General features: G+C 57.3%; 21 protein-coding genes. 16 read left to right on the plus strand and 5 right to left on the minus strand.

The features are described from left to right. Nucleotides 1-23: 23 nt before the first annotated feature. From K8I04_06125 to K8I04_06160, 8 genes are read left to right on the plus strand one after another with little or no spacing between them, the layout of a single operon-like run. A complete protein-coding gene (locus K8I04_06125) occupies nt 24-1,313 on the plus strand; it encodes a hypothetical protein (GenBank protein MBZ0071286.1) in 1,290 nt (429 codons plus the stop codon). Nucleotides 1,314-1,328: 15 nt separating this feature from the next. Further along, nucleotides 1,329-2,501 (plus strand): AAA family ATPase, encoded by a 1,173-nt coding sequence (locus K8I04_06130; GenBank protein ID MBZ0071287.1) that lies wholly within the window; start codon nt 1,329-1,331, stop codon nt 2,499-2,501. Then, a complete protein-coding gene (locus tag K8I04_06135) occupies nt 2,498-3,361 on the plus strand; it encodes a DUF3473 domain-containing protein (GenBank protein ID MBZ0071288.1) in 864 nt (287 codons plus the stop codon). The genes K8I04_06130 and K8I04_06135 overlap by 4 nt, the downstream gene beginning before the upstream one ends. A 42-nt stretch (nt 3,362-3,403) precedes the next feature. Beyond that, nucleotides 3,404-5,401: an asparagine synthase (glutamine-hydrolyzing) gene (gene asnB / locus K8I04_06140; protein MBZ0071289.1), complete on the plus strand. Its 1,998-nt coding sequence runs from the start codon at nt 3,404-3,406 to the stop codon at nt 5,399-5,401. Beyond that, nucleotides 5,391-5,642 carry an acyl carrier protein gene (locus K8I04_06145; GenBank protein ID MBZ0071290.1) on the plus strand — a complete coding sequence of 84 codons (252 nt, stop codon included), beginning with the start codon at nt 5,391-5,393 and terminating at the stop codon, nt 5,640-5,642. The genes asnB (K8I04_06140) and K8I04_06145 overlap by 11 nt, the downstream gene beginning before the upstream one ends. Before the next feature lie 44 nt (nt 5,643-5,686). Then, nucleotides 5,687-7,165, plus strand: a complete 1,479-nt coding sequence (locus tag K8I04_06150) for an acyl--CoA ligase (protein MBZ0071291.1) — start codon at nt 5,687-5,689, stop codon at nt 7,163-7,165. A 16-nt stretch (nt 7,166-7,181) separates the two neighbouring features. After that, nucleotides 7,182-8,165, plus strand: a complete 984-nt coding sequence (nadE, locus tag K8I04_06155) for an NAD(+) synthase (protein MBZ0071292.1) — start codon at nt 7,182-7,184, stop codon at nt 8,163-8,165. A gap of 4 nt (nt 8,166-8,169) precedes the next feature. Then, entirely contained in the window at nt 8,170-8,733 is a 564-nt protein-coding gene (locus tag K8I04_06160; protein ID MBZ0071293.1) for a hypothetical protein, read from the plus strand. Here K8I04_06160 and K8I04_06165 read toward each other — a convergent pair. The 4 genes from K8I04_06165 to K8I04_06180 are packed head-to-tail and all read right to left on the minus strand — an operon-like array spanning nt 8,708 to nt 13,313. Next, nucleotides 8,708-9,928, minus strand: coding sequence for an ATP-grasp domain-containing protein (locus K8I04_06165; GenBank protein MBZ0071294.1), 1,221 nt, complete (start codon nt 9,926-9,928; stop codon nt 8,708-8,710). The two genes, K8I04_06160 and K8I04_06165, sit on opposite strands and share 26 nt — an antisense overlap. A gap of 6 nt (nt 9,929-9,934) precedes the next feature. After that, on the minus strand, nt 9,935-10,957 hold the full coding sequence (locus tag K8I04_06170; protein ID MBZ0071295.1) for a polysaccharide deacetylase family protein: 1,023 nt from the start codon (nt 10,955-10,957) through the stop codon (nt 9,935-9,937). Nucleotides 10,958-10,963: 6 nt separating this feature from the next. Next, on the minus strand, nt 10,964-12,190 hold the full coding sequence (locus tag K8I04_06175) for a DegT/DnrJ/EryC1/StrS family aminotransferase (protein ID MBZ0071296.1): 1,227 nt from the start codon (nt 12,188-12,190) through the stop codon (nt 10,964-10,966). A gap of 4 nt (nt 12,191-12,194) precedes the next feature. Next, on the minus strand, nt 12,195-13,313 hold the full coding sequence (locus K8I04_06180; GenBank protein ID MBZ0071297.1) for a FemAB family PEP-CTERM system-associated protein: 1,119 nt from the start codon (nt 13,311-13,313) through the stop codon (nt 12,195-12,197). 404 nt (nt 13,314-13,717) lie between these two features. On the opposite strand from K8I04_06180, the gene K8I04_06185 reads away from it, so the two are divergent. The 8 genes from K8I04_06185 (at nt 13,718) to asnB (K8I04_06220) (ending at nt 23,437) form a co-directional block, all read left to right on the plus strand. Then, nucleotides 13,718-14,872: a glycosyltransferase family 2 protein gene (locus K8I04_06185; GenBank protein ID MBZ0071298.1), complete on the plus strand. Its 1,155-nt coding sequence runs from the start codon at nt 13,718-13,720 to the stop codon at nt 14,870-14,872. Continuing rightward, nucleotides 14,869-15,693: an alpha/beta fold hydrolase gene (locus tag K8I04_06190; GenBank protein MBZ0071299.1), complete on the plus strand. Its 825-nt coding sequence runs from the start codon at nt 14,869-14,871 to the stop codon at nt 15,691-15,693. The genes K8I04_06185 and K8I04_06190 overlap by 4 nt, the downstream gene beginning before the upstream one ends. After that, nucleotides 15,686-16,615 carry an alpha/beta hydrolase gene (locus K8I04_06195; protein MBZ0071300.1) on the plus strand — a complete coding sequence of 310 codons (930 nt, stop codon included), beginning with the start codon at nt 15,686-15,688 and terminating at the stop codon, nt 16,613-16,615. Before K8I04_06190 ends, K8I04_06195 begins: the two co-directional genes overlap by 8 nt. 68 nt (nt 16,616-16,683) lie before the next feature. After that, nucleotides 16,684-17,790 (plus strand): glycosyltransferase, encoded by a 1,107-nt coding sequence (locus tag K8I04_06200; protein MBZ0071301.1) that lies wholly within the window; start codon nt 16,684-16,686, stop codon nt 17,788-17,790. Between the two features lie 6 nt (nt 17,791-17,796). Then, nucleotides 17,797-19,095, plus strand: a complete 1,299-nt coding sequence (locus K8I04_06205) for an O-antigen ligase family protein (GenBank protein MBZ0071302.1) — start codon at nt 17,797-17,799, stop codon at nt 19,093-19,095. Continuing rightward, nucleotides 19,092-20,255: a glycosyltransferase family 4 protein gene (locus tag K8I04_06210; GenBank protein MBZ0071303.1), complete on the plus strand. Its 1,164-nt coding sequence runs from the start codon at nt 19,092-19,094 to the stop codon at nt 20,253-20,255. Before K8I04_06205 ends, K8I04_06210 begins: the two co-directional genes overlap by 4 nt. Then, nucleotides 20,252-21,508 carry a glycosyltransferase family 4 protein gene (locus K8I04_06215; protein MBZ0071304.1) on the plus strand — a complete coding sequence of 419 codons (1,257 nt, stop codon included), beginning with the start codon at nt 20,252-20,254 and terminating at the stop codon, nt 21,506-21,508. The genes K8I04_06210 and K8I04_06215 overlap by 4 nt, the downstream gene beginning before the upstream one ends. 108 nt (nt 21,509-21,616) lie before the next feature. After that, the gene (gene asnB, locus K8I04_06220) at nt 21,617-23,437 is read left to right on the plus strand and encodes an asparagine synthase (glutamine-hydrolyzing) (GenBank protein MBZ0071305.1); all 1,821 of its coding nucleotides are present in this window, start codon (nt 21,617-21,619) and stop codon (nt 23,435-23,437) included. Between the two features lie 249 nt (nt 23,438-23,686). Here the strand turns inward: asnB (K8I04_06220) and K8I04_06225 are convergent, their stop codons facing one another. Next, nucleotides 23,687-26,260, minus strand: coding sequence for a putative Ig domain-containing protein (locus tag K8I04_06225; protein ID MBZ0071306.1), 2,574 nt, complete (start codon nt 26,258-26,260; stop codon nt 23,687-23,689). Nucleotides 26,261-26,305: the final 45 nt, after the last annotated feature.

A 26,305-nucleotide genomic window follows, 5' to 3' on the forward strand; every position in this document is an offset into this window, starting at 1 on the left:
GGCCAGCACCAGTCGCCGCACTGTTGCGTACCGTAACCCGCCTGGTTATTACCGTAGTGTGCGTCATACATACTCCTGTTTCACAGGCGTTCCGAAGCGATTATGCCATCGGCTTTGAAGCGGAATACAGCGACAACATGGCGCTCACGGAAAATGCCGAAGAGGACGAAATCGGCCTCTCGCTGCTCCTCGCATTTTCGCTGGAGCATACCTCCGCTGCCTTTGACGCTGATGTTCGGGCACTTTTTGATTACGCCAATTATTTGAACAACGTGTTCGACGATGAGACCCTGGGCTCGTTACGCACAGATCTCGAATGGCGGCCCCTGCCTGGGCAGTTCCATTGGCGTCTTGAGGATTATTTCACGCAGACGGCCCTCAGTGCCGCAGCGCCAGAGACCCCTGACAACCGCATCAACACCAACGCCTTTGCGACCGGCCCTGATATTTTCTTCAGACTCGGACCGGCGACGACCCTGGAAACCTCACTCCGTCGCGCGGAGTATTATTTCGAGGATACCGACGTCGACAGTAGCCGCAATATCGCCACTGTCGGCTGGGTGCGCGCACTTCGGCCGAGCTTCGATCTATCGGCCAATGTGGCGTATGCAGACACGGATTTCGCTGAAGAAATAAATAACGATTTCAAGCGTATCGACTACTTCGTTCGTGCAGATATGCGCCAAGGTCGGTCGACCCTGGTTGCGGACGTGGGTGCGACACGCATCGATCGTGACAATGAAGAGCGTCTGGATGGGTTCTTGGGGCGGCTCGGCTGGGTACGCCAGGTCGGCGTCAATACACAGTTTTATATCGAAGCATCTGGCCAATACACCGATGCCGGTACCGATCTCCTCATGGCTGGCGCGCGCCCGTTCGAGCTCGATCGCAGCAGCGAGATCGTCAGTGGGGATATCTTTTTCGAACGGCGCATTGAAGCCCGTTACCGCCGCGGTACATCGGAGCGCAACTGGGAGGTCCACGCACTGTTGCGTGATGAGGATTATGAACTTCTCCCATTGGACCGCGAAACCTATTCAGCACGCTTCCTCTATCATCGCGGCATCGCTCAATCGACGTATTTGAACGCCCATGTCCTTTTGCGGCGCGAGGATTACCTGGATACCACTCAGCTCAATAAGGATGCGGAGTACCGGCTGGGCCTCGAACGCCAGCTGGGTCGAAACCTCACCGCCCGCTTGGACTACATCTTCAACACGCGTGACAGCAACCTGGTAGGCGGAGATTATGACGAGAATCGTGTCCTTTTCCTGATCTATTACGGCAGGACGGACCCACGCGCCTTCCGCTGATCCAGAGAAACTGCGATGTACCTCAATTTCTTCGGCCTGACAGAGCAGCCCTTCCAGCTCACGCCAGACTCACATTTTCTGTACCTGAGTGGCGGGCACATGCGTGCGAAGGCATACATGGATTATACCGTGTGGAGGCGGGATGGCTTCGTAGTCATCACCGGTGAAATAGGTGCTGGCAAGACGACGTTGATCCATAAGCTTCTGTCCGAAGTCGAGGGTGACGTCAAGCTGATCCGTATTTTTCAGACCCAGCTCGACGAGGTCGAGTTCCTGCAGGCTATGCTGGTCGAACTCGACTTTGATTCGGGGGACCTGAAGGACCGTGGCAAGGTCGAGTTGCTATCGCTCCTGAATACCTATCTTCTGGAGAGCTATTCGCAGGGAAAGCATATTGTTCTGATCGTGGACGAGGCACAAAACCTCAGTCCGAAAGTACTGGAAGAGATCCGCATGCTCTCCGGTCTGGAATCGGAAAAAGAGAAGATCCTCAATATCATTCTGGTGGGACAGCCGGAACTCAATGATACGCTCAGCCGCCCGGATATGGAGCAGCTGGTGCAGCGCATCAGACTCCGTTTCCATGTCGGGGCATTGTCGCAAGACGAGACCTGGGAATATATCGTGCATCGGCTGAAAATAGCCGGCTGCACCGATGGCGATATCTTTGCCAAGGAAGTGCTTTCTGTAGTGTATCGGTATACCGGCGGAATCCCGCGCAAGATAAATATCTTATGCGATACCGCGCTCATCTGCGCCTTCGCGGATTCAGTGAAGTGTGTCGACGAGACCGTCATGCAAGAGGCAATCGGCGAACTGCAATGGCAACCCGTTGCCACCAAGCCGCACAAGTCAATGCAGTCTCATGGTGAGCAATCCGTGACTGCTGCCATCGACGCTGCGCTGCGCCGACAAAATGAGGGAAAAGCACCTGCCTTCAGCGCGGGTCATGAACAATGGGCGGACCTATTTTCGCTCGTACTGCGCCTGTTGGGTGATATGTCCTCCCGGATGGGCGCTGTAGACGAGAAATTGCAACGTTTGGAATCATTGCTGGAGGAAAGACGGGGTCCGGACGCCATCGTATCGGATGACGATGACGAAGCCTGTCAAGAGTGGTCAGATGATATCCAGGACGGTTTGGGTGTGAGACCTGCCACCAACGTGCATCTTGCGCAAAAAAAATGATTGCCAACGCACTGACGGTCGACGTCGAAGATTACTACCAAGTAGCGGCCTTCTCGAATATCATCGAATATTCAGACTGGGACAAGCACGAAAGCCGTGTCGAAAAAAACACGTTCCGCACCCTTGAGCTGTTCTCAGAAGCTGGCGTCAAGGCCACCTTCTTCGTACTCGGCTGGGTTGCGGCGCGACACCCGATAATCGTCCGGGAGATCATTGCCCAAGGCCACGAGATCGCCTGCCATGGCTATAGCCATCGGTTGATATACCAGCAGGATCCAACCGAGTTCAAACGCGAGACCCTTGAGTCCAAGCATCTGCTCGAAGACCAGGCTCAGAAAGCCGTGCTCGGCTACCGTGCCGCAAGTTACTCCATCACGAAGAAGTCGCTATGGGCACTGGATATCCTGCACGAGTGTGGCTTCGTGTACGATTCGAGTATTTTCCCGATCCGCCACGATCGCTACGGAATCCCCGGTGCCGAACCGGCGCCTCACAAGAAGATCACCCCCAAGGGCGCCGAGTTGATCGAGTTCCCAGTGACGACACTCGACCTGCGCGTGGGGACACTGCCGTTGGGTGGTGGTGGATATTTCCGGCTCTTTCCCTACTGGTTGACCCGAGCCGGCCTGAAGTGGATCAATGACCGCAGGTGTGCGCCATTCATATTTTACCTGCATCCGTGGGAGCTCGATGTCGACCAGCCCAGGTTGGACGGCACCTGGTTCTCGAGGTTCAGACATTACAACAATCTCGATCGTTGCGAGACGCGGCTCAAAGCGTTGTTGGCCGACTTCAGATTCCAACCAGCCAGGGATGTCCTGATGGACCTTGGCCTGCTTCCTGTGCAGCCGCACGCTTGATGACCAGCCGATCAATCGCATCACGATATCTCTCTTGAAACCATGTGTGGAATCGCCGGGATCATCAATATGTCATCCACTGCGCCGATCCCGGAGCGGACCCTGCTGCGTATGGCAGCCTTACTCGAGCACCGGGGGCCGGACGACCATGGGATGTTGCGCGGGGACGGCTTCGGATTGGTGCATACGCGATTGAGCATTATCGACCTCGCAGGCGGCCATCAACCGATCCACAACGAAGATCGCACCATATGGGTGGTCTTCAATGGTGAAATATTCAACTACATCGAACTGCGGAAACTGTTGGAATCCAAAGGACATCGATTCTATACCCATACCGATACCGAAGTAATCGTCCACCTGTATGAAGAGTATGGCGACGATTTTGTACAACACCTCAACGGTCAGTTCGCGATTGCCCTGCAGGATATCGCCAACAAGCGTCTGGTACTGGTACGAGATCGTCCGGGCATCTTACCGTTGTTCTACACGGAACATGATGGCCGCCTGTATTTCGCCTCGGAGATGAAATCAATCTTCGCTGGTATGGAGTGTGTACCAGCCATCGATAGGGTGGCCCTGGATCAGATCATGACCTTCTGGTCCGTAATCCCACCCAGAACGGCATTCGAGGGAATCAAAACACTCGCACCGGGTGAAATGATGGTGGTGGAGAAGGGGCGCTGCAGAAAGCACCGCTACTGGGACTGGACGTTCTGCCAACCGAGTGAATATCACTCCGCAAGCGAAACGGAGTTGGCCGGACAACTGCACGAGTTGCTGCTTGATGCGACCTTGATCCGCCTCCGCTCGGATGTGCCGGTAGGTGCCTACCTGTCTGGCGGCCTGGATTCGTCAGTACTGGTCAGTTTGATTGCTGGTATGACCGACATACAACTGCGAACCTTTTCGATTACGTTCCCGGGCAGCGATCTCGATGAACGACTGTATCAGGACGAGATGTCCAACCGGTTGACGGCAGAACACAGCCGGATCACTTGCACACCAGACGACGTCGCTGCCGGTTTTCTGAACGCCATATGGCATATTGAATCACCAATTCTGCGGACGGCCCCGGTGCCGATGGGAATCCTCTCGGGCCTCGTACACTCACAAGGTTACAAGGTCGTGCTCACGGGGGAGGGTGCCGACGAGGTTCTGGGTGGTTATGATATCTTCAAAGAGACCAAGATCCGGCGTTTCTGGTCAGCCAATCCGGGCTCGCGGCTGCGACCGTTGCTGCTGAAACGCTTGTATCCCTATCTCGATTTTTCGAAGGTACAGGGGCAAGCGTACCTGCAATCGTTCTTCGGGGTCGGTCTGGATAATCCGGATCTGGCGTATTTCTCACATCTTCCTCGCTGGGTCACCACAGCCAAGTGCAAGACGTTCTATTCGAGTGACATGAACGACAGCCTGCGAGAAGATCCTTATGCGGCAGTCGCCGGCATTCTGCCTGCAGGTATCGGTAGCTGGGATTATTTCAACCGTGCCCAGTATGTCGAGTCGAAGACCTTGATGTCGGGCTATCTCCTGTCATCGCAAGGCGATCGGATGTTGATGCAGAATTCCATCGAAGGCCGTTTTCCATATCTGGACCATCGTGTGATCGAATTCGCCAACCGGCTGGATCCGCGGTTAAAGATGAAGGTCCTGAATGAGAAATATCTCTTGAAGCGTGCCATGGCAGACCGCATTCCACGCTCTATACTGAGGCGGCACAAGCAGCCCTACCGCGCGCCGGATGCCGAGAGTTTCCGTGATGTGGACAAGGCTGGCTATGTGGAGCATCTGCTCGATCCCGACTATGTCGGCCGGGTAGGTTGTTTTGATGCGCAGAAGGTATCCCTCCTGTACAAGAAGGTGAGGGCCGGACGGGCCAGCAGCGCCAAGGACAACATGGCATTCATCGGCATCCTATCGACCCAGGCGCTGCATCACCTCTATGTAGAGGGTTACACCGACAATATAATCAACCGAGCCGATCGTTGGGCGATGGGAAATGAAGGCAATCTGAACGAGGCAACACATGTCTGTTGAAACCAAGCTGAGAAATTTCATTCTTGAAAATTACCTGTTTACGGAGGACCAGGGCATGTTGGGGAGCGACGATTCGTTTCTGCAGAAGAATATCCTGGACTCGACCGGCATGCTGGAAGTCATCTATTTCCTGGAGGATGAATTCGGTATCAAGGTGAATGACGAGGAGATGATCCCAGACAACCTGGACTCGGTGAACCGCATTTCGGCCTTTCTTGCGCGCAAGGGCGTCGCCGCCTGATGTCCACGACCTGCACATCCCTGCCTGCATTACTGTTGCGTTCCGTGGAACAGCAGCCAGATGCGGTCGCCATTGTCGATGGCAGTTCGCGAGTGAACTATGCGACGCTGTGGGAGCGGGTCAGGACTGTTGCAGGATTTCTGACGGAAATGAATATCGGCCAGGGAGATCGTGTCGCCCTGTTCCTGGACAATTCCGTAGATTACGTGGTCGCCTATTATGCCGTCCTGCTCAGCGGCGGTGTGGTTGTGGCAATGAATACGGCAGCGAAGGCGCGCGACATCGATACCTGGGTACGGCATTCCGATGCCAGCCTCCTGATTGCAGATGCCAATCATCCGGAATACGCCGCGATCCTGGAACGGATGGCCCCCACACTGCCGATCATCGCACTGGGACAGGATACTGCGTCCGCGCCGAATCGATACGCCTGGGTGCAGGCGACGACGGCCAAGGCGACGGTACAACACCCTGGGGATCTCCTGGAGGATGGGCTGGCCGCGATCATATATACCTCCGGTACGACGGGGAATCCGAAGGGCGTCACACTCACGCACCGCAATCTCTGCAGTAACACGCAGTCCATTCTGCAGTATCTGAGACTTCAGCCGGACGACAGCATCGTCAATGTGTTGCCGTTCTTCTATTCCTACGGTAACTCCATTCTCCACACGCATCTGGCGGTCGGCGCGCGCATTGTGCTGGAGAAATCCATGCTCTATCCCGTACAGGTGCTGAATCGCATGGTCGAAGAACGGGTAACCGGATTTTCGGGTGTGCCATCCACCTACAGCATCCTGCTCAATCGTGTCACTCTCGGGCAGTTCGATCTCTCGAGTCTTCGCTATATGACCCAGGCGGGTGGACCGATGGCACCGGCGGACGTCCACCGGCTGGTGTCAATGCTGCCGAAGGTTCGGTTTTTCGTCATGTACGGTCAGACTGAGGCGAGCGCCAGACTGGCCTACCTGCCGCCCGAGAAACTGGTCGACAAGCTTGGCTCCATCGGCGTGCCCGTCCCTGGTGTTCGCATCGAGATTCACGGCCCTGATGATCGCGAGTTGGAGCCACACGTGCCGGGGGAACTGCGTGCGCAAGGCCAGAACATCATGCATGGATACTGGAACGACCCGGAAACGACGCAGCAGGTACTCCGCAACGGCTGGCTGCATACCGGGGATATCGCCTACCGTGACGAGGACGGGTACCTGTACATCGTCGGCCGTGCCACCGACATGATCAAGACGGGCGCACATCGCATCAGCCCGAAGGAGATCGAGGAAGTCGTTTTGGAACTCGATGGCGTAGCCGAAACGGTGGCCATCGGCGTGCCCGATCCGATGCTCGGTCAGGCGATAAAACTCATCGTGGTGCCGAAGCCAGGAGCTGAATTGGACATGAAAGGCATCCAGCGGCACTGTCGTCAGAATCTGGCGAGCTACAAAGTCCCCAAGTTCATAGAATTCTCCGACTCTTTGCCCCGCACAGCTTCCGGGAAGGTGCAGCGTTTCAAGCTTCAGTAGGATGGGATAACAAGGTATGAACCAATCCATAGATTCAACTGTTTTTGATATTGATTATCTGGCCGAAGCCGATCGCATCGGTGATGGCATCCGTGCAGCGCTGCGCGATGTGCTCAATCGAAGGGGGCTAGTAGTTGCCATATCCGGTGGCATCGACAGCTCGGTCTGCGCGGCGCTGGCGGTGCGGACGCTGGGTGCCAGGAAAGTCTTCGGTCTGTTGCTGCCGGAACGGGATTCTTCATCGGCCAGCGGCACTCGTGGTCGGACACTCGCGGAACATCTGGGCATCGAATACACCGTGCATGACATCGCGCCGACATTGGACGCGATTGGCTGCTACGAGTGGCGCGATTCGGCTATCCGCAGTGTGTTCCCGGATTACGGTATCGACTGGAAGAATAAAATCGCGATCTCCGGCGGTATTCAAGGGGGGGTCAATCACTTTTTACTGGTGGTGGAGGACCCGTCGGGAAATCGTCAGGAGAAACGTCTGCCGTTGAAAGAATACCTGCAGATCGTCGCCGCGACGAATTACAAGCAGCGTATCCGCAAAACGGTCGAGTATTTCCATGCGGACCGGCTCAACTACGCCGTGGTCGGGACGCCCAACTACCTGGAATACGATCAGGGGTTTTTCGTCAAGAATGGTGACGGTTCTGCGGATATCAAGCCCATCGCGCACCTCTACAAGACACAGGTCTACGCCATGGCCAAGGCGCTTGGATTACCGGGCGAGATCACGTCGGCGGTCCCCACCACTGACACCTACAGCCTTCCCCAAGGCCAGGACGAGTTCTATTTCGCACTGCCGTATCAGCAGATGGACCTGGCACTGTGGGCATTGAACCATGGAGTCGGGGCAGAGGCGCTTGGGCGGGCCATCGGGATCTCCGCGGAACAAGCGGAATGGGTCTTCGAGGACATCCGCAAGAAGCGCTCCACGACCGCCTATCTGCACGCCAGTCCGGTGCTGCTCGGCTCATCCGCGGAGCGCCAGTGAGCCGATGACCCCGATTCTGCCACGCAAACTCATCAAGTGGCGCGACTACGCCCTGGCGCGGCTTCGGGCCCGGGCGGCTGCGACTGCGCTACTTAAGGGCCCCCCGGTGCATCGGATACTGGTTATCTGTTATGGCAATATCTACCGAAGCCCCTTCACTGAGGCGTGTCTGAAGACCACCTGCACCAAGCCGGCCATGCTCGAAATACGATCGGCAGGCTTCCATCCACGCGCGGGCAGGGAGGTCGAGGCGGCATTCCAGCACATGGCACAGACCTTCAGTATCGACCTCGCGCCACACCGCTCGAGGTGTATCAACCGTGATGATCTGGACTGGGCCGATCTCATTCTGATAATGGATGGTCATAATTACCGGCTCATGCATCAACATTATTATACTTACCTGGAGAAGTGCATGTGGTTGGGTGCCGTCAGCACTGCAACCCCGATCATCATCAAGGACCCTTACAAACAACCCCCGCAGAAACAGTTGCGCATTGCACGCCAGCTCCACGCGGCCTGTGCCGCTTTCGGTGATCGGCTCATGCAGACGGCAGCAGTGTCCTGAGCAGGTTACGAAACCACTGTACGCTTTCGTGCAAAGCAGGTCTGAGATCGGTCAGCCGCTCGATCTCCAGTCGCGTTGCGGGGTTGAATGACTTGATGAACTCCGCCAGATAACGTCCTCGGGACGGGAACCCCGGTGGCAGGTCGAGGCTCTCCTCGGGTTTGAACAGGCGGAGGAGGAGGGCGTCGATATCACCCCACAGCCAACGCGTCCGCACACCGATCTGGTAATCGAATACCGGCTGCATATGTGGGCGCGTGAGGCTGTCGATGAGCAATCGTGGGAAATCGACGCCTGCGTCGATCGCCAGCTGCAACGATCCCCAAAATCGACCGTTGATTTCCATCAGCTTGGGACGGCCATCCCGCCGGTCCTGTTTAAACTCGACCATCGCTACCCCGGTCCAGCCGAGTTCACGCAGCAGGCGTTCAGAAAAATCCAACGCCAGAGGATCCAAAGCGATGCTCTCCCGCAACACACTCACGCCACCCGAAGGTGGCTTCTCCCGCAGCCGCCGGTGGGAGAAGGCCGCCAAGACCTTGCCCTGATGGGCGCAGATGAATACCCCGATACCGGGACCGATGATCTTCTCCTGCAGCATCACCGGAAAGGCACGTGGATCGAGGTCTCCGAGGATGCGAGCCAGTTCCGACTCATCATGCGCGTAGCTCACCGCGGTGTAGATCCACCCAGTCCCGGTATCGATACGTGATCTGAACGGTTTGATGACGAGCGGAAAGCCTAGCCCATGCCCGAGCCGACCAGCATCGGTTATGGCGTCGGCTGGAGTATCGATGATGGTGGATTGCGGTATGTCGACATCGAGCCTGCGTGCAAGCGCCATCGTCGCGTCCTTGTCGGCCGCAGCCCGAACGGTGTCGATATCTGGAAAGGGTAGGCTGCATCCTTCCGGTATGCGATGGCGATTGGCACCGATAATCAAGGTCGTGATATCCGTAACCGGTAGCAGCACCTCAACTTGTTCCTGGGCGACATAGTCAACGATGAAATCCATGAATGCCGGCCCACAGCTATCCGGATCGGGATAACGCACCCGGGCGCCGCAGAAGCGAGACGCACCCGCCAGGCTGTGGATCCGCTTAGAGCCCACAATGATTTCATGACCAGCCCTCCCCAGACTGCGGGTGATCGCAAGGGCGGCTCGACTGTCGCCGTCGGTAACGAGGATCTTCATGTCCGGTTATCTGCCTGAAAGCAGCAAGGCCATCAGCAGTCGGGCCTCGCTCCCCGCTACATTGTCGTTGATATTAATGCGCCGGATCGCCAACGGATCACTGGTGATGTCGACCTGACCGGGGATGGTCGTGAAGGCGAGCGCGTAGCCGGCCTGTCGCGTCTCCCGCTGAACGGTGGAGTCATGGTCGCCGTTGGGGTACGCCAGCGCTATTGGCTCCGCATTCATGTGCTCCTGGAGCCAATGGCGTGACCGCTGAAGTTCCCCGGACAGTTCCTCCACACGCAAACTGGGAAACACACGATGTGTGCAACCGTGAGACTGGAAAGTGATGTCGTGTCTCATCATCTCCCGCATCTGTTCTGTGGACAGATATCGGTCAGGCCCATAATCCGGTTCGATGTGGTTCAGGGCTGCGGTCAGATCGGCGATAATTTGATCGATCTCCATGTATGTCTTGTGTTTGATCGCACGTATGGCCGTTTTTATCTCCTCACGCCGCTGGGGTAGCGGAATGGCCACCAGGTAAGACCATTCGTATTTCCCTAGCAGACGTACCGCGTCGGCCGACTTGCTGGCACAGACTCGTTCAACTAGATGACCGAGCCGCTCCTGCCAGAAGAGTTTTTCTGTCCCGATGTAGTCCGTAGGTACGAAAACGACTGCCGGTACATGCCATTTCTTCAGAAGATCGAAGGCGTAAGTGTAATTGTCCTGCCATGCATCATCGAAGGTGATGAGGCATCTCGGTATCCCGGATATCGCCCCGGTTCGCATGGCAGCATTGAACCCGTCGAGGCTCAGGCAGTCGAAATGGCGGGTCAGGACGGCCAGGTGACGCGCGAACGTAGTGGGTTTGATCATGATGGCAGCGTGGGAAAAACTCGTATCCCTGTCGGCCAACGGCAGCACCCGATGATAGGTCAGAACGACCATCCGATGCCTGAACATCCGGCGTACCAGCAGCGTTGAGAGGCCGGAATGGTACAAAATATCCGCGAGCAGATTTTTTATTCGGTTACGCAGCATGACCGCTCAGATCGCTTGGGATCGGGTTGTGGGGAGAGCCGCGGCCAGCCGGCGGATGTCCGTATCGCGTAGGTAGGCGAGGGTCGGCAGGGTGATCATGCGTGTGGCCACGTCGCGGGCCCCACGCATGACGTCGCGCTCGACTGTGCTGTGATCTGCGATCTCTACCAGGTCTCCCAGGGCGCATGGAAAAGACTGCGTGGCACCGATACCAGCGTGTACCAGGGAATCAATGAGGCCATCACGCTGATCGGCATCGGCCGCCAGGCAAGGCAGGCGCAGGTATACCGGTACGCTGCCAGGGAGTGGGGAGATGACGCTCACTGTGTCAATACCAGTCAGCGCGTCTGCAACGCGTGCGGCAGCCTGTACCCGCGCCGCGGTGATGGCATCGATCCGGCCGAGCAGGCGCAATACCAGACCGGTCGCCATGCTGCTTGAGCGGTGTAACGGGATATCGGTCGTGTAGACGGTTCTACCGAGGCCGAGAGCGGGGATGTTGGCCGGTATCCAATACAGCCAGGGCCGTAGCAGCAGAGTATAGACCGCTAATTTCACGAATGCCGCGGCCGTTGTCACAGGCGCTTCCCCGGGCAGCTCGCGGATCGCCGTGGCCAAGGCCTTCGCGATGCCATCGTCGCGGGTGACGATCGCACCGCCTTGCAGCGAGGTGATGTTCTTACCCTTGTCGAAGCTGTAGATGCCGACATCACCGAATGTTCCGACGTTACGGCCCCGAAACGTCGCGTGCATGGCCTGTGCGGCATCATCGATCATGTAGATCCCGCGCGTTTGTGCCAACTGCTCGATGGCGTCGAGGTCATTCGGCAGGCCGTAGAGGTTCGCGGAGATGATCGCCAGCACACACGAGCAATCGACGCCTGCCAGCAGTTCCTGGTCGTAGGAGAGTGTCTGAGGGTCGATGTCTACGATGCGCAGCCGCAGCCCTGCCAGTATGGCGGAGGCCGCAACCGAATAGCAGGTATAGCCCGGCACGATGACCTCGTTGCGCCGGGGGTCGTTGGCCAGCGTCTTCAGTGTGCGGAAGATGAGTGTCAATGCCGCTCGCCCGGAAGATAGCGTGAGGCAGTGGCGCACGCCGTAACGCTCCTGGATCGCCGCGGCGAGCGCCTCTCCCGTGTCCTGTCCACGAAGCTGATCAATCCCCGCGGACATAAGCGTGGTGAAGGGGATCGGCGTTCCGGCCGGCGCAATGTATCTTGGCAACCGCATGATCTCAGGGTATCGACCGTGCGATCAGGGGGCCGAACCATTGGGTCGCCGACAGCGGCAGCTTCTGCCACAGCGCGATCGCCAAGCGGTACTTGGGATTGTTCACATTCAGCTCCGGCAGATCCTCGCGACCGTTCAGGATATATTGCCAATAGAGCTGTTGCGCATGAGCATTCCACTTCTTCTTGAACTGCTCGGCGTTGCTGTCGACCGTGGAGCGACCCAGATGGAAATGCCGATAGCCGTTCTCACAGGCATGCCGGATCATCTCCCAGTACAGTACATAGTTGGGCTGCAGTTTCTGGTGGTCCGGCGACGTGCCCGCCCACATACCTTCGACGGTATCCTTGAAGTAGCCATTGAAGGCGGCGGCGACCGGCGTGGCATGCCGATAGGCGATGAAGATGCGCGTGGCCTCCGGGAAGTGCTCCAGTATCTCGGCGAAGTAGGCCTTACGGTAGATCGGCGTGCCCAGGCGCTGCCAGCTGAGCGCCAGGAGGTGGTAGAAATCGCCGAGGAGTTCCTGCCGCCCGTGGCGTACCTCGATGTCATTCTTGTAGACGCGGCGGATGTTGGTGCGGTGTTTGCTGGTGAAGGCCTGCCATACTCGATCGGGGTCGGCATCGAGATCGATGGTCATGCTGACTTTGTTCTGCGTCGTGGGTAGATCGTCCTGAATGGGTTGCAGCACGCGCAACTCGGTATAGTCGGCGCCGAGTTCCCGGGTGAGCGCCGTGGCCCGCGCCAGCAGCGCCTGAGCGACGTCGGCATTGGCCGCGCAGGGACCGCCGAAATTGACGAATGGCATGGAACAGAGAATGGTCCCGAACAGCCGGCTCTTCAGCAGCACCAGGGGCAACACCCCGCAGATGTCACCGCCCGATGCACTGCGTGCCACGAGATAATGGGTGTCGTGCCCGAATTGCCCGTTGTTGACCCGGCGCCAGCCATAGGCCTGGTAGAAATTTGCACCAGGCGTACGTTGGAGAAAGGCATCCCAGTCGACGGCATTGATCTCCGTGGCCTCCTCGATGTGGTACGACAGCACGCCAAGGGGTGCAGCACGATGGCGGGGATGGCTGAGATGGGAGGGGGGGCTCTCGATGACAGGCTGTCCGGACATGCGTATCACTTGCCTATATTCTTGCATTCGCAGGGATTGTTATGGCATCGGCGGGTGCTGAGCGACAGGGCGACAATACCACTACATCCGACGGTTTGGATGTAGGCAATCGCTTACGCGACCGCGGGGATCTGTCTGTTCATGCCTATTGGGTTTGGCCTCTGTGCCAATACTGCCCGCTCAGGTACGCTGCCTCGGGCCTGGATGACGAACCCCCGCCGGCCCTCTCCGTTCAGAAGGGCGAGCGGCCGCGGCGATTATCACACACTGCTTACATCCTGCATTGATTTAAGCTAATATTTCAATATGTTGTACCATCCAATGGGGGACGTTGGTTACGGTAGGCGGGGCTCGATGAAGGGGAAGATCCCTCGCCAGATGCCAGTCTTCCACCGCTTGCTACGATGAAAATCATCTTCTGGACCAGCCTGTTGGGCGTGATCTACGCCTATTTCCTCTATCCGGCGCTACTGGCGGTACTGGCACGGCTGGCGACCCGGTCACCGACCCCGGTCACCGAACAGGCGCCGGAGTCCGTCTCCATGATCATCCCAGTACACAACGAAGAGCGGATATTGCCCACCAAGCTTGAGAACCTGGCCGCCCTGGATTATCCCCATGATCATCTCCAGGTTATTTTCGTCTCCGATGGATCCACGGATGGCACCCTGAAACTGCTGCGGGACGCGGCAGCGAACCTCCCCTTCCAGCTCGTGGTGCTGGAGGTGCCGGAACGCGCCGGCAAAGCCCACGCGCTGAACACCGGCCTGGAGGCCGCCGACGGCCAGATCATCATTTTCACCGATGCCTCGATCCTGTTGGAACCCGGCGCCGTGAGCGCGCTGCTGCAGCCGTTCGCGGATCCGGGCGTGGGCTGCGTATCGGGAGAAGACCACATCGCAGGGGGGGCAGGCGAAGGCTTGTACGGCCGTTATGAACTGTACCTGCGTAACCAGGAGTCGGCAGTGGCCTCCATCGTCGGTGCCAGCGGCTCGTTCTATGCCCAGCGTCGTGCGCTGGTGCAGCCTTTCCAGCCCGGGCTGGCGCCCGATTTCCTGTCGGTCCTGAACACCGTGGAGCAGGGCTACCGTGCCCAGACCGAACCGGCCGCCCGCGGCCATATGACCGCCGTCGCCCGCCCGGAGCAGGAGTTCCAGCGCAAGGTCAGAACCCTGCTGAGGGGTATCGCCACGCTGTTCGCCAAGCCGGCCCTGATGAACCCGCTGCGCTACGGACGCTTCGCCTGGCTGCTGCTGTCGCACAAGCTCATCCGCTGGCTGGTGCCGTTCATGCTGATCGCGGCCCTCCTGAGCAATATCGCCCTGACCGACACGGGGCTCTACGGGGTCCTGCTGGTACTGCAGATCGGCTTCTATGGGCTGGCGGCACTGGCTTACCGTGGTGTTGCTGGACTTCACGACAATCCCCTGGGCAGGATCGCACTGTTCTTCGTCATGGCGAACGTGGCGATCCTGATCGCGTGGTTTCGCTACCTCAAAGGTGAGCGCCAGGAACTGTGGACACCGTCCGAACGCCGTGTCATGAAGGAAACACCGTGAACGAGACACCGTTTTTCTTCGCTGGCCACGGGCAGCGGTTGTTCGGGCTGCTGCATGAACCGGATACCGTCGAGCCCGAAGTTGTAGGCTGGGTGTTCTGCCATCCTTTCGCCGAGGAGAAACTCTGGGCGCATCGGGTATTCGTCTCCATGGCACGGGATCTGGCCGGGGAGGGGATGCCTGTGCTGCGCTTCGATTACCGTGGCTACGGCGACAGTGAGGGTGAGTTCGAGCAGTTCACCCCGGCCGACCATGTGGCTGACATCCACGCGGCCGTCGCCGAGCTGCAACGCCGCCAGCCGACGGTGAGCCGCATCCACCTCCTGGGGTTGCGCTATGGTGCCACTCTGGCAGTGCTGGCGGCGGCGGAGAACCCGGCCATCGGGCGTCTGGTGTTGTGGGACCCGGTCATCGACATGGCGCAATATCTCCAGGATCAGTTGCGTAGCAACCTGACCACGCAGATGGTCCTGCATGGCAAGGTGATCGCCAACCGCGACGAACTGGTGAGCCGGATCCGCGCCGGCGAGTTCGTGAATATCGACGGCTATGATCTAGGCAATCCATTCTTCGATCAGGGCTGCGCGATCCGACTTTTCGAGGCGGCCACGCGGGTGCGGGGACCCGTGCAGATCATCGCCATCGCGCGGGCCTCACAGGCGCCGCGCGCCGATCTGCAGGCGCTCGCTGCCGCCTTCCCGGAGGCTGACATGCAACGTGTCGAGGAGCTGCAGTTCTGGAGGGAGATCAAACAATTCGCACGACATTCGCCGGCGCTGTCGGCTGCCACACGGACCTGGCTGGGGGCGGCCCGTGCCTGAGATCGTGCCGGTATGCTTCAGGAATGGTGAGGGGCAGCAGCTGGTCGGCATGCTGCACCTGCCCGCTGTCCCGGTCGCCGGCCGACCCTGCATCCTGCTGCTGTCACCGGGCGTGAAGATGCGCGTCGCGCCGCATCGCATGTACAACAAGATGGCGGAGGCCTTCGTGCGCGAGGGCTTCGCCGTACTACGGTTCGATTTTTCCGGACTCGGTGACGCCGAGGGTGAGATCAAGCATACCCAGCTGAGCCACATCTACAACAGCATCCAACTCGGCTGCTACATTGATGATACCCGCGCTGCGCTGGACTGGCTGCAGGCCGAGCATGGCTTCAGCCGCTGTATCGCCGGCGGGTTGTGCGGCGGTGCACTCACCGGCCTCCTGACAGCGGAGCACGACCAGCGCATCGTCGGTCTGCTGGCGCTGGGTATCCCGGTGGCTCTCGATGTCGGCGATGCGCAGTGGTCGGCGCATCTGACCCGCGGACAGCTGGATCAGCTGCGCCAGGGCTATCTGAGCAAACTACGGGATCCTGCATCCTGGCTGCGGCTGTTGTCGTTCAAGAGTGATTACCGCGTGATCTGGAAATCGATCAAGCGCCTGTTCGAGCGCAATGCACCTAAACCGGTCGCACCTACCCCGAATGGTCAGCCGACAGACAACACCAATCCGAGATTCGCACCGGCCTTCTTTGCCATGTCGCAGAGCCGGCGCCCGATGCTGCATATCTTCAGCGGGTCCGATCGGCTGGCGGCGGAGTTCAAGGAGAAGTTCCAGGAACGTGACCCCGAGCGTCTTGCCAAACATCGTGACTGGGTGGATATTCATGTCATCGACAAGGCCAACCACATCCTGGCACACCCGGACTGGTTCAACGAAATGTTGAGCGTGTCGTGCGTTTGGCTGCGACGGTTCCAATGAATGTCGCGCTTCCGGATCCGGCTATGCCACCCGCAACGGTATCATCCTTGGCCCGACGCGTACTCGACTTGCGCGATTCCCCTTGGGTCGACGGACCAGGGCGCACCATCCTCGATACCGCCTCTATGGTCGACCCGCAGCGCTACCACATCGTGGTCGGTGCATTCTCCGGTGACCGGCACGGTGAGCATGCCTACCTCAGCGAGGCGACCCGGCGAGGCCTGGAGACCTATCCCATCGCCGAGCGCCGTGCCATCGACCCCGATGTATTGCGTCAGATCGTGGACTGGTGCAGACACAACGCTATCGACATCATCCACACCCACGATTTCCGCTCGGATCTCTATGGGCTGATCGCCGCACGACGACTTCGTATCCCGGCGGTGTCAACCTGCCACGGCTGGATCGCCAACGACCTCAAGGGGCGGATCTACACAGTCGTCGACAAATTTCTCCTGCGTTTCTTCGACCGTACCATCGTCGTCAGTGCGCGTATGCAGGCGCATCTGTCTACCCACGGTATTCCGGCCCGAAAGCTGGCCGTGATACAGAACGCCCTGATTGTGGAGGACTACCGGCCGGATCGCAGCGACCGGTCCGTGCAGGCCGAACTCGGTATCCCCGCATATCACAAAGTGGTGGGGAACATCGGCCGACTGAGCCTCGAGAAATGTCAGGATCTATTTCTTCGTGCTGCAGCAGAAATCATCCCTGAAATGCCAGACGTCAGCTTCGTCATCGTAGGCATCGGTCCCGAGGAAGACCGCCTTCGCCGCCTGGTCGGAGAACTGGGTATAGTCGATCATGTCGTATTCGCCGGCTACCGAGCGGACATGCAGCGGGTCTACAACAGCCTGGACCTGGTCGTGCAGAGCTCCAGCACGGAAGGTATGCCCAATGTGGTCCTGGAGGCGTTGTTGATGCGCGTCCCGGTGGTGGCGACTGACGTGGGAGGGACGGCTGAGATCGTCACGGATGGTGTGTCCGGCCGGCTGATCACCCCCAACGACTCACGGGCACTGACCGCGGCTATGCAGGAGGCCCTCACCACTACGGAACAGACGACCGGTTGGGCCGCTGCCGGAGAAAAGCATGTACGGGATTATTTTAATCATACCACTCGCCTGCAGCGCATCATGGATGTCTACGATCACGTAATGGAAGGCCAGGGATAGTATTTCATGTTGCTCTACTCCGGATTCCTATTTTCAATATTTCTGGATTACGTCCGGCCAGGCTCTTATCTGCCTATTATCGAGGCGGTCAAACTCAACAGTGTAGTGCCGCTAACCGTGCTGCTCTTTACTATTTTTCACAAGAGTGATGTCAGCGATCAGGATGTTTTCAACAACCGGAATTCCCGCTGGTTGCTATTTTTCCTTGTACTTCTTTTGATCTCCGTCTTCACGGCAGATGTTACGCATTATTCGTTCAATATGCTGACAACTGTGCTCGGTTTCGTCTTCTGGTATTACATCATCGTCAGACTCGTAACGACGGAACAGCGTATGCGTGCATTGTTCGCCACGCTCGTACTGTCTCACGCGCTGCTTCTGGTGTTGAATCCGCAACTGATTACCCACCCTGAGATGCGCTCATACATACAAGGAAACACGTTTCTCGGCGATGGCAACGATTACAGCTTGTCTGTAACAATCGCCATACCGATGTGCCTGTATCTCATTATGCGCGCGAAGGCATTGTGGATGCGCCTATTCTGGGGGCTGGCGCTGGCAGGATTGATTCTGGGCGTCGTCGGAACTCAATCACGAGGGGCAACCATTGCACTGGCCTGCGTGTTCTTATTCCTGTGGTGGAAAGGACGCCAAAAGATAATCGGCTTGGCATTGATTGCGCTTTTGGTGTCAGGCATCGTCAGCTATGCCCCCGATATTTATTTTGAACGTATCGACACCATCGCCCATTACGAGGAAGAAGGGTCCGCCATGGGTCGAATTACGGCTTGGAAGACAGCTGTTCGTATGGCTGAAAAACACCCTCTGCTCGGGGTTGGGAGTGGTCATTTTGCCGTCAAGTTAGGGACTGAGTTCAGGCCACCTGAATTCGGTGTTGGAAATCTTCCCTGGCTCACTGCGCATTCCATGTACTTCTTGCTCCTGGGTGAGCTCGGAATACCTGGCATCACGTTTCTGTTTGCGATGCTGATCGGAAATTACCTCATTAACAATAAACTAATGCGTGATGCTCGGATGCGATCATCCGACTTAGCAAACCTATTCCTCATACTCAACGCCAGTCTTATCGCATTTGCCATCGGAGGTGCATTCCTGTCAGTCGCATATTATCCACACCTCTATGTGTTGACCGGCATCTGGACAGCTGCCTATTTTATTAATAAGCATGCACATATTGGCCAACCAGAAAATCATCAATCCTTGGCTGATGAGGATGCGGAACAGCGTGCCGAGCGGCTTGTGTGGGGCACCGGTGATTCCAAGAAATTGACCATAGTCCAATGACAAATTTTCATCGCCCCAAGATTCTGATCGTGCACTCGACACTGCATATCGGAGGCGCGGAAGAGGTTACCGCTACCCTCTGCCGGCACATAGACGCCGCCAGATTCGATGTCGTCGTCTGTTGCCTGAAGGAAAATGGTATGGTTGGTGAAAAAATCGCAGCAGAGGGGACGGAGGTGTTCACGATCCCGCACAGTCGCCGATTCAAGGCTGATTACTTCACTTCCCTCGCATTGTGTGGAGCAGTTCGAAAGCGCCAGATTAGGCTTCTGCACTCACATGATGTTCATGCATTATCCGATACCACGATCTGCCGCCTGATGACATCTGATACACGTACGGTCCATACCTTTCATTATGGTGGGTATCCAAGTCGTGACAAAACGGCGCGGACAATTGAATCGCTGTGTTGGCGATTTGTGGATCAGCCAGTCGCCGTCTCAAGTATTCAGAAGGATAAGATCAGTGATTTTTATCGTATCCCGAAAGGGCGGCTCGCAGTCATAAGAAACGGTGTCGACCGGCAAGCCTCTGGGACTGAGCCGCTTTTCATACGACAATATCGGGAACAAGGCAAGACGATCATCGGCTGTATAAACACGCTTATAGAACAGAAGGGCATGTTTCATCTGCTGGAGACTGCGGCCCTGCTAAAGCGGCAGGGTCTTAAAGATCATGTCTTCCTGGTTGCCGGTGAAGGCCACCTGAGGCCGGCCTTGGAGGAACGGCGGCACGCGCTTGGCGTCGACGAAGATGTGATTTTCCTCGGGTGGATACAGGATGCACCCCGAGTCATGATGAATCATATCGATATATTCTTTCAGCCTTCTCTCTGGGAGGCTATGTCCATGGTGCTCCTGGAAGCCATGGCGGCAGGGCGCGCCATTGTCGCCACTCGCGTAGGAGAAGCGCCATTGGTGATCCAAAATGAAATGTCGGGATTGCTGGTGGATACGGGCGATGTCGCTTCGATGGCGTCGGCAATAACTAGGTTGCTGGCTAATTCTGGTTTGCGCGCCTTGCTAGGTGCCGCGGCGGCGAAACGTTACCAATCCGAGTTCACCGCCCAAGTCATGGCGAACAATTATATGGAACTCTATGACAATGTGCTCGCACGTCGGAAGCGTAACCGCTTCGCACTTGGGTACAAACCCGCATGAATATACTTTTTCTATCCCAGATTGTTCCTTATCCACCACATGGTGGGGTGCTTCAGCGCGGCTACAACATTCTGCGCGAAATTGGGCGATATAACCGTGTGCACTTGCTGGCCTTCATTCATCCCGACACACAAAGCACTCCGGAGCTCATCCATGAGAGCCGACAGGAACTCGGGAAATACTGCGCTACGATCCAATATTTTCCTCTCTGGCCGAAGCAATCCCTCGCCCACAAGCTTGCCGCTTTCGGTGCCGGTGTACTGTACCCATTACCATTCAGCGTTATGGCTCATCGTTCGGCGGCATATCGCAATGCCGTCCGTGCAACGCTCGAGCGTGAGACTATCGATCTGCTGCATGTCGATACCATTGGTTTGGCACCGTACCGACGGCTCGCTCCGAACATCTCTAGCGTGTTGACTCACCACAATATAGAGTCCCGATTGATGGAGCGGCGTGCGGAGACAGAAGACAATCTGGTGCGGAAATTCTACACCGATCTTCAGGCCAGGCGGCTGCGTAGCTATGAAGCAGAGCAGAGCCCATCATTCGATACGAATATCATGGTCTCCCTGAATGATCAGGCCGATCTGTGTCAGATCGCGCCGGGCGTTGCCACAGCAGTCATCCCAAATGGTGTGGATGTGTCCTATTTTTTGCCTGGCGTGGATGACCATGAGATCGCGGCTATCTACACGGGTGGGATGAACATGTACGCCAATAAAGATGCTGTACTGTACTTCATACACGAAATATGGCCAGCGGTCTTGCGCGATCACCCTGGTGCAAAGTTCTATGCGATCGGACAGGATCCACCACGAGAGCTTCGGGATCATGCGGCGCGTGACTCGAGCATCGTCGTGACGGGATTTGTTGATGACATACGCCCTTATGTTCGTAAGTGTGCCGTCTACGTAGTCCCGCTTCGGGTGGGCGGCGGAACGCGCTTGAAGGTTTTGGATGCGCTGGCACAGGGAAAGGCGATAGTATCCACCACCGTAGGGTGCGAAGGTATAGCTGTAACGCCCGGAAAAGATATTCTGATCGAGGATGAACCCGCCCGTTTTTCTGCGCAGATAAGTACGCTGTTCTCGGATTCTGAAATGCGCCGGAAATTGGGCCTTGCTGCCCGTCAACTTGCCGTATCGCGCTACGATTGGTCAGCCATCGGCGAGGATCTTCAGAGCCTGTATCAACATATCGTGACCCAGAGACAGCCAGGCGGCAGTGCCGTTTCCACAGGCTCGAGTTAAAAAGCGTCACCACGTAGTCGAGATCGGTGTCCATCAAGACACCGTAACTATCACTCTGCTTGGACAGTGACATCACCTATGTGCGGAATAGCAGGACTACTGCTCAAGATGGCAGACACGCGGATCGAGATCGGCATGCTCGCCCGCATGCGTGACACCATGGTGCACCGCGGACCGGATGATGAGGGCATATATACCGATGGCCCCGTTGGCCTGGCCCATCGACGCCTCAGCATCATCGGTGTGAGTACCGGCCATCAGCCAATGCATGGAAGCAACCCGCACCACTGGATCGTCTTTAATGGTGAAATTTACAATTACCGGGAGCTTCGACACGATCTTGAGCGGTGCGGGCATCAGTTCCACACGGAATCCGATACAGAAGTGATCGTCAATGCCTATGCTGAATATGGCGAGCAGTGCGTACAACGACTGAACGGGATGTTTGCCTTCGCCATCTGGGATGGCCTGACAAACAGTATGTTCATGGCACGTGACCGCCTGGGCATCAAACCGCTGTATTATTACGACGGACCGGATGGGTTCGTGTTCGCATCTGAAATAAAAGCAATCCTCGCCAGCGGTCAGGTAGTCGCCAAACTCGATCAAGATCGCATATGGGAGTATTTCCTGTATCGCGGTATAAGCGGCGAAAATACATTATTCTCAGGTATCCGATCGTTATTACCCGGACACTGGATGCGTATCAGTCAGGACCGGACGGAAAGCCACCGATTCTGGCCGCATAGGCACCCCGAGTTCCCAGTGCCGTGCTCGCTCGACCACAGCGTAACCAAACTCGAGGAGCTATTGACAGATGCAGTACGGATCCGCCTGATGAGCGAGGTTCCACTCGGTACATTCTGCTCAGGAGGTGTCGATTCTAGCCTGGTGACAGCACTCGCCGCACGTCATCTAGGCGAGGGTGTCAACACGTTTTCTGTCGGCTTCAGTGAGGTGGCTTATGATGAAACCCACTACGCACGCCTGGTTGCCCGGCAGTATGGTACGCAGCACCATGAACTCGTCGTTGAAAATAAGGAGTTTGCCGAGCATCTCGGAGACTTGATCTGGCTAAACGACGAACCGTTACATTTCGCTAATTCAGTACAAATTTATGCCATAAGCCGGCTCGCCAAACAATTCGTCACAGTAGTGTTGACAGGCGAAGGCGCCGACGAGCTTTTTCTTGGCTATCCCAGATATCAAATTCCACAAATATTAAACCGCCTACGGTATGTGAGAACACTTTTCAAACCTCTGGCAGGGGTAATCGGACGCGCAAGCGGGGACCATCGTATTCAAAAATTGGAATACTTTCTGGACCAGGATATGGACAGCGCCATATGTACCAATTCTGCAACCAATGAACGGGAGAACGTCGACTCGTTACTTGCTCCGGGAATCCCGCAGATACAGCGATACCGGGAAGAGGTGCTGAATCAATATCGCGATATTTCTGATATAGGAGTACGTCTGTCGTTTCAAGATCAACATACCTACCTCGTCTCTATCTTGAATCGTCAGGACAAGATGAGCATGGGCGCAAGCATCGAGGCACGTGTTCCTTTTCTAGACTATCGAATTGCGGAATTTGCTAATTCGATGCCGTCGTCATGCCGAACACGACGGCTGCGTGGCAAGGAACTGGTAAAGCGCGTTGCCCGTAAATATCTCCCGGATGAGGTTGTGTACCGGCGAAAATCCGGATTTGGAGTACCGCTCGGGTCCTGGCTGAAGGATGATGAAGGCCTCGGAGGGCTCGCTAAAAAAGTATTTAATTCCGATGTGGACGACGGCGTTTTTAACGAGAAACAACTGCGTAGGCTTTGGCTAGAACACCGAAGTGGCGCTAAAAACCATGCGGAACTGCTATGGACTGCGATGAATTTCCTCATCTGGCGCGAACGATTCAATGTCGCGACATAGCGGCTGGACAACATACCAAACGGGTGGCTAGTATGACGAACAACACGGCGAACGCTGCCTAACACTTCTTGCAGGAGTATGAGATCCACGATGGATGTGGCGACAACTATCACACAGCAAGTGAAATAGCGAACCCTTCAAATCCGCTCCCAGTCCGCTATCTCTGGGCACCGGCGGCAGCCTTCGGCAATATTCTCAAGAAAACAATAATCCCGGCGCGTTCAAGCGCCGGGATCAACACTGCCTCCCTTATCGAACCTGGGTGGATACCGCGCTCGAGTGGGCGCTCTCCTGGCCGTTCGCATCGATCGTAGTGACCACGAAGTGGTAGGTCGCGGGCGTCATATTGCGGACGGTATAGCTGGTCGTGCTGCCATCGTTGATATTGAGGGTGCTGGTGTAGTTGCCCGGCGCCGTACCGTAGTGGATACGGAAACCAGCGATCTGACTCAGCGGAATGGCACTGCCATCGCTGCGGGTCGTCGGTGCAACCCAGCGCAGTGTTACATCACGGTTTGCAGGCTGAGTGCTGTTGACGGTGATACTGAACGGTGCGAGCTGAGCACTCGCTCGTCCATCACTCACCCTGACAATGATATTCTCGTAGGTGCCGACATTCGATTCACTGGGAGTCCCGCTGATGCGGCCCGTCGTGTTGTTGAAAGTTGCCCACGAAGGCAGATTGGAGACATTGAAAGTCAGCGTATCACCATCGATATCCATGGCAGTCGGCGCGAAACTGTAGGCCGCTCCGGCGCCAACACTCGTGATGGGTGAACCCGTGATGGTAGGTGCATCATTGACGTTTGTAACGGTGAGACTGAAGGCCGGCAAAGCGGCAGTGGCCGTGCCGTCACTCACGCGAATGATGATGTTGCTGTAGGTCCTGACATCACTGTTGGTGGGCGTGCCGGACAGTTGGCCGGTGCCGTTGTTGAAGTTCAACCATGCCGGCTTATTGGAAACGCTGAATGTCAGCGGATTGCCGTCTGGATCACTAGCCGTTGGCCGGAAGGAGTAGGCCGAGCCCTGGGCCACCGTGGTCGGCGGGGAGCCACTGATCACGGGCGCTCTGTTGGGGGCGACATACTGGGACACCGTGATACCGAAGGCGGGCAGGGACGCCGTGGCCGTACCATCGCTCACAGTGATGACGATATTGCCATGGTTGCCGACATCGCTGTTGCTCGGGGTGCCGTAGAGGCGGCCGGTCGTGGCACTGAAGGTGGCCCAGGATGGTTGGTTGCGGATGCTGAACGTCAGCGTGTCACCGTTGGAATCGCTGGCCGACGGCGTAAAGCTGTAGGCATTCGTCGCGATCACCGCAGTCTGTGGCTGGCCACTGATACTCGGCGTAGCGTTGCCCGCAACCACTCGGATGCTGAAGGCATTTAGTGAGGCGGAGGCGGTACCGTCGGAGACGGATATCACGATATTGCCATGGCTTCCGATGTGGGACGTGCCTGGGGTGCCGGACAAACGACCCGTCCGGGCATCGAAGGCGGCCCACACGGGACGGTTTGCGATCCTGAAGGTCAGTTGATCGCCGTCCACATCGGCTGCCACCGGCGTGAATGCATATGCAGTACCGGCAGTGACGCTGGTCATGGCGCTACCACGGATGGATGGCGCCCGATTCGCTGGTGTGGCGGGATCGGTGGGCTCGGCGGGCGTAGGTGCAGCAACATCTCCAGCCAGGGTTCCCGTCAGCGCCTCAATCGTCTCCGTGCTCGCCTGTGCCACATTGGTTATCGTGACATCCAGCAAGCGACTCTGGCTGGTACCCAGGGTGGCGCCGGCGGCCCGAGTTGTGCTGCCAGCCGGGATTCTGGTGACCGTCTGTGCGAGCGCCGCAATCTCAGGCCGGGCATCCACGGATTGCAGGGCATTCAAAAGGCGCTCCGTCTGGCTGATCATGGCCTGCGGGATGGCCACACTACCGGTCAATGCATTGGCAGGTGTAGTCGGAAGGGTGGTATTGATTGCGCTATCCATGGCGGTGGTAGCCGGCGTGCCGTTCACATGCAGGCTGTTGGTGAACTGCTCAACCAGAACCTGGGCAGCAACGGTGCCCGCCACTGCGCTGATCCGTGCATCTGTACCGGCGGCGCCACGACCATCCAGACGTCCGTCCACGAGATCACGTGCGATCGCACTAACGATGTCATTATGTGAACGGATAAAGCCGGCGTTGGTAAGACCTGTACGCGTACGGCGGATCATTTCACCGAGTGCCTCTGAGCCACGCACGATGTTGGCAATATTTTTCTCGTCGATGCTGGTCGTTACCGGGTTGGGGACACCCGCAGTATCGAGGCCGAAGTTCATCTCCCGTAGAACTATCTCGGTTGCCGCGTCGACATTGGCTGCCGTCAGACCTTCCGGCATGGCCCGTGCTGCCTCAACGATCAATGTCGAATACGGGTTGAGGTTCACTTGTGTATTGCTCCGCGACAGGGAAACGGCCTTGAGTGTGAAGTCAGGCCGCAATCCGGTCACCAGGTCGGTACCACGGATAGCCTCGAGCATGATTGGAAACGGGTTCTTGCCAGGTTTGACCGTCACCTCGTAGTTGGCGAAGGCGTCACTGCGCTGAGTCGCCATCAACCCACCGTTTGCATCATAGATGAAGATTTCGGCATTGACGATGGGCCCATCGCCGACACTGCCCACATATACGAATTCATCACTCGTGCTGGCCGTGGCGTCGGTGCTATCGCCCCCCCCACCGCAGGCCGCGAGCATCGAGAGGATGGCGCCCCCCAGGGCGAGCTTCGAGAAGGTGGCGAGCGTTGCTACGTGATTCCGCACATGATTCCGCATTAGGAGTCCCCGATCATTACCTGCAAATCGAACTCGTGTGTATCC

Source organism: Gammaproteobacteria bacterium (assembly GCA_019911805.1).
Classification (GTDB): domain Bacteria; phylum Pseudomonadota; class Gammaproteobacteria; order Thiohalobacterales; family Thiohalobacteraceae; genus JAHJQQ01.

What these genes read in the sequence shown, in the direction of transcription:
- K8I04_06210 (MBZ0071303.1), top strand. Translation starts at nt 19,092, where the DNA reads ATGACAAATTTTCATCGCCCCAAGATTCTGATCGTGCACTCGACACTG.
- K8I04_06185 (MBZ0071298.1), top strand. Translation starts at nt 13,718, where the DNA reads ATGAAAATCATCTTCTGGACCAGCCTGTTGGGCGTGATCTACGCCTAT.
- K8I04_06135 (MBZ0071288.1), top strand. Translation starts at nt 2,498, where the DNA reads ATGATTGCCAACGCACTGACGGTCGACGTCGAAGATTACTACCAAGTA.
- K8I04_06145 (MBZ0071290.1), top strand. Translation starts at nt 5,391, where the DNA reads ATGTCTGTTGAAACCAAGCTGAGAAATTTCATTCTTGAAAATTACCTG.
- K8I04_06130 (MBZ0071287.1), top strand. Translation starts at nt 1,329, where the DNA reads ATGTACCTCAATTTCTTCGGCCTGACAGAGCAGCCCTTCCAGCTCACG.
- K8I04_06160 (MBZ0071293.1), top strand. Translation starts at nt 8,170, where the DNA reads ATGACCCCGATTCTGCCACGCAAACTCATCAAGTGGCGCGACTACGCC.
- K8I04_06165 (MBZ0071294.1), bottom strand. Translation starts at nt 9,928, where the DNA reads ATGAAGATCCTCGTTACCGACGGCGACAGTCGAGCCGCCCTTGCGATC.
- K8I04_06215 (MBZ0071304.1), top strand. Translation starts at nt 20,252, where the DNA reads ATGAATATACTTTTTCTATCCCAGATTGTTCCTTATCCACCACATGGT.
- K8I04_06170 (MBZ0071295.1), bottom strand. Translation starts at nt 10,957, where the DNA reads ATGCTGCGTAACCGAATAAAAAATCTGCTCGCGGATATTTTGTACCAT.
- nadE (MBZ0071292.1), top strand. Translation starts at nt 7,182, where the DNA reads ATGAACCAATCCATAGATTCAACTGTTTTTGATATTGATTATCTGGCC.
- K8I04_06225 (MBZ0071306.1), bottom strand. Translation starts at nt 26,260, where the DNA reads ATGCGGAATCATGTGCGGAATCACGTAGCAACGCTCGCCACCTTCTCG.
- K8I04_06205 (MBZ0071302.1), top strand. Translation starts at nt 17,797, where the DNA reads ATGTTGCTCTACTCCGGATTCCTATTTTCAATATTTCTGGATTACGTC.
- asnB (MBZ0071289.1), top strand. Translation starts at nt 3,404, where the DNA reads ATGTGTGGAATCGCCGGGATCATCAATATGTCATCCACTGCGCCGATC.
- asnB (MBZ0071305.1), top strand. Translation starts at nt 21,617, where the DNA reads ATGGCAGACACGCGGATCGAGATCGGCATGCTCGCCCGCATGCGTGAC.
- K8I04_06180 (MBZ0071297.1), bottom strand. Translation starts at nt 13,313, where the DNA reads ATGTCCGGACAGCCTGTCATCGAGAGCCCCCCCTCCCATCTCAGCCAT.
- K8I04_06175 (MBZ0071296.1), bottom strand. Translation starts at nt 12,190, where the DNA reads ATGCGGTTGCCAAGATACATTGCGCCGGCCGGAACGCCGATCCCCTTC.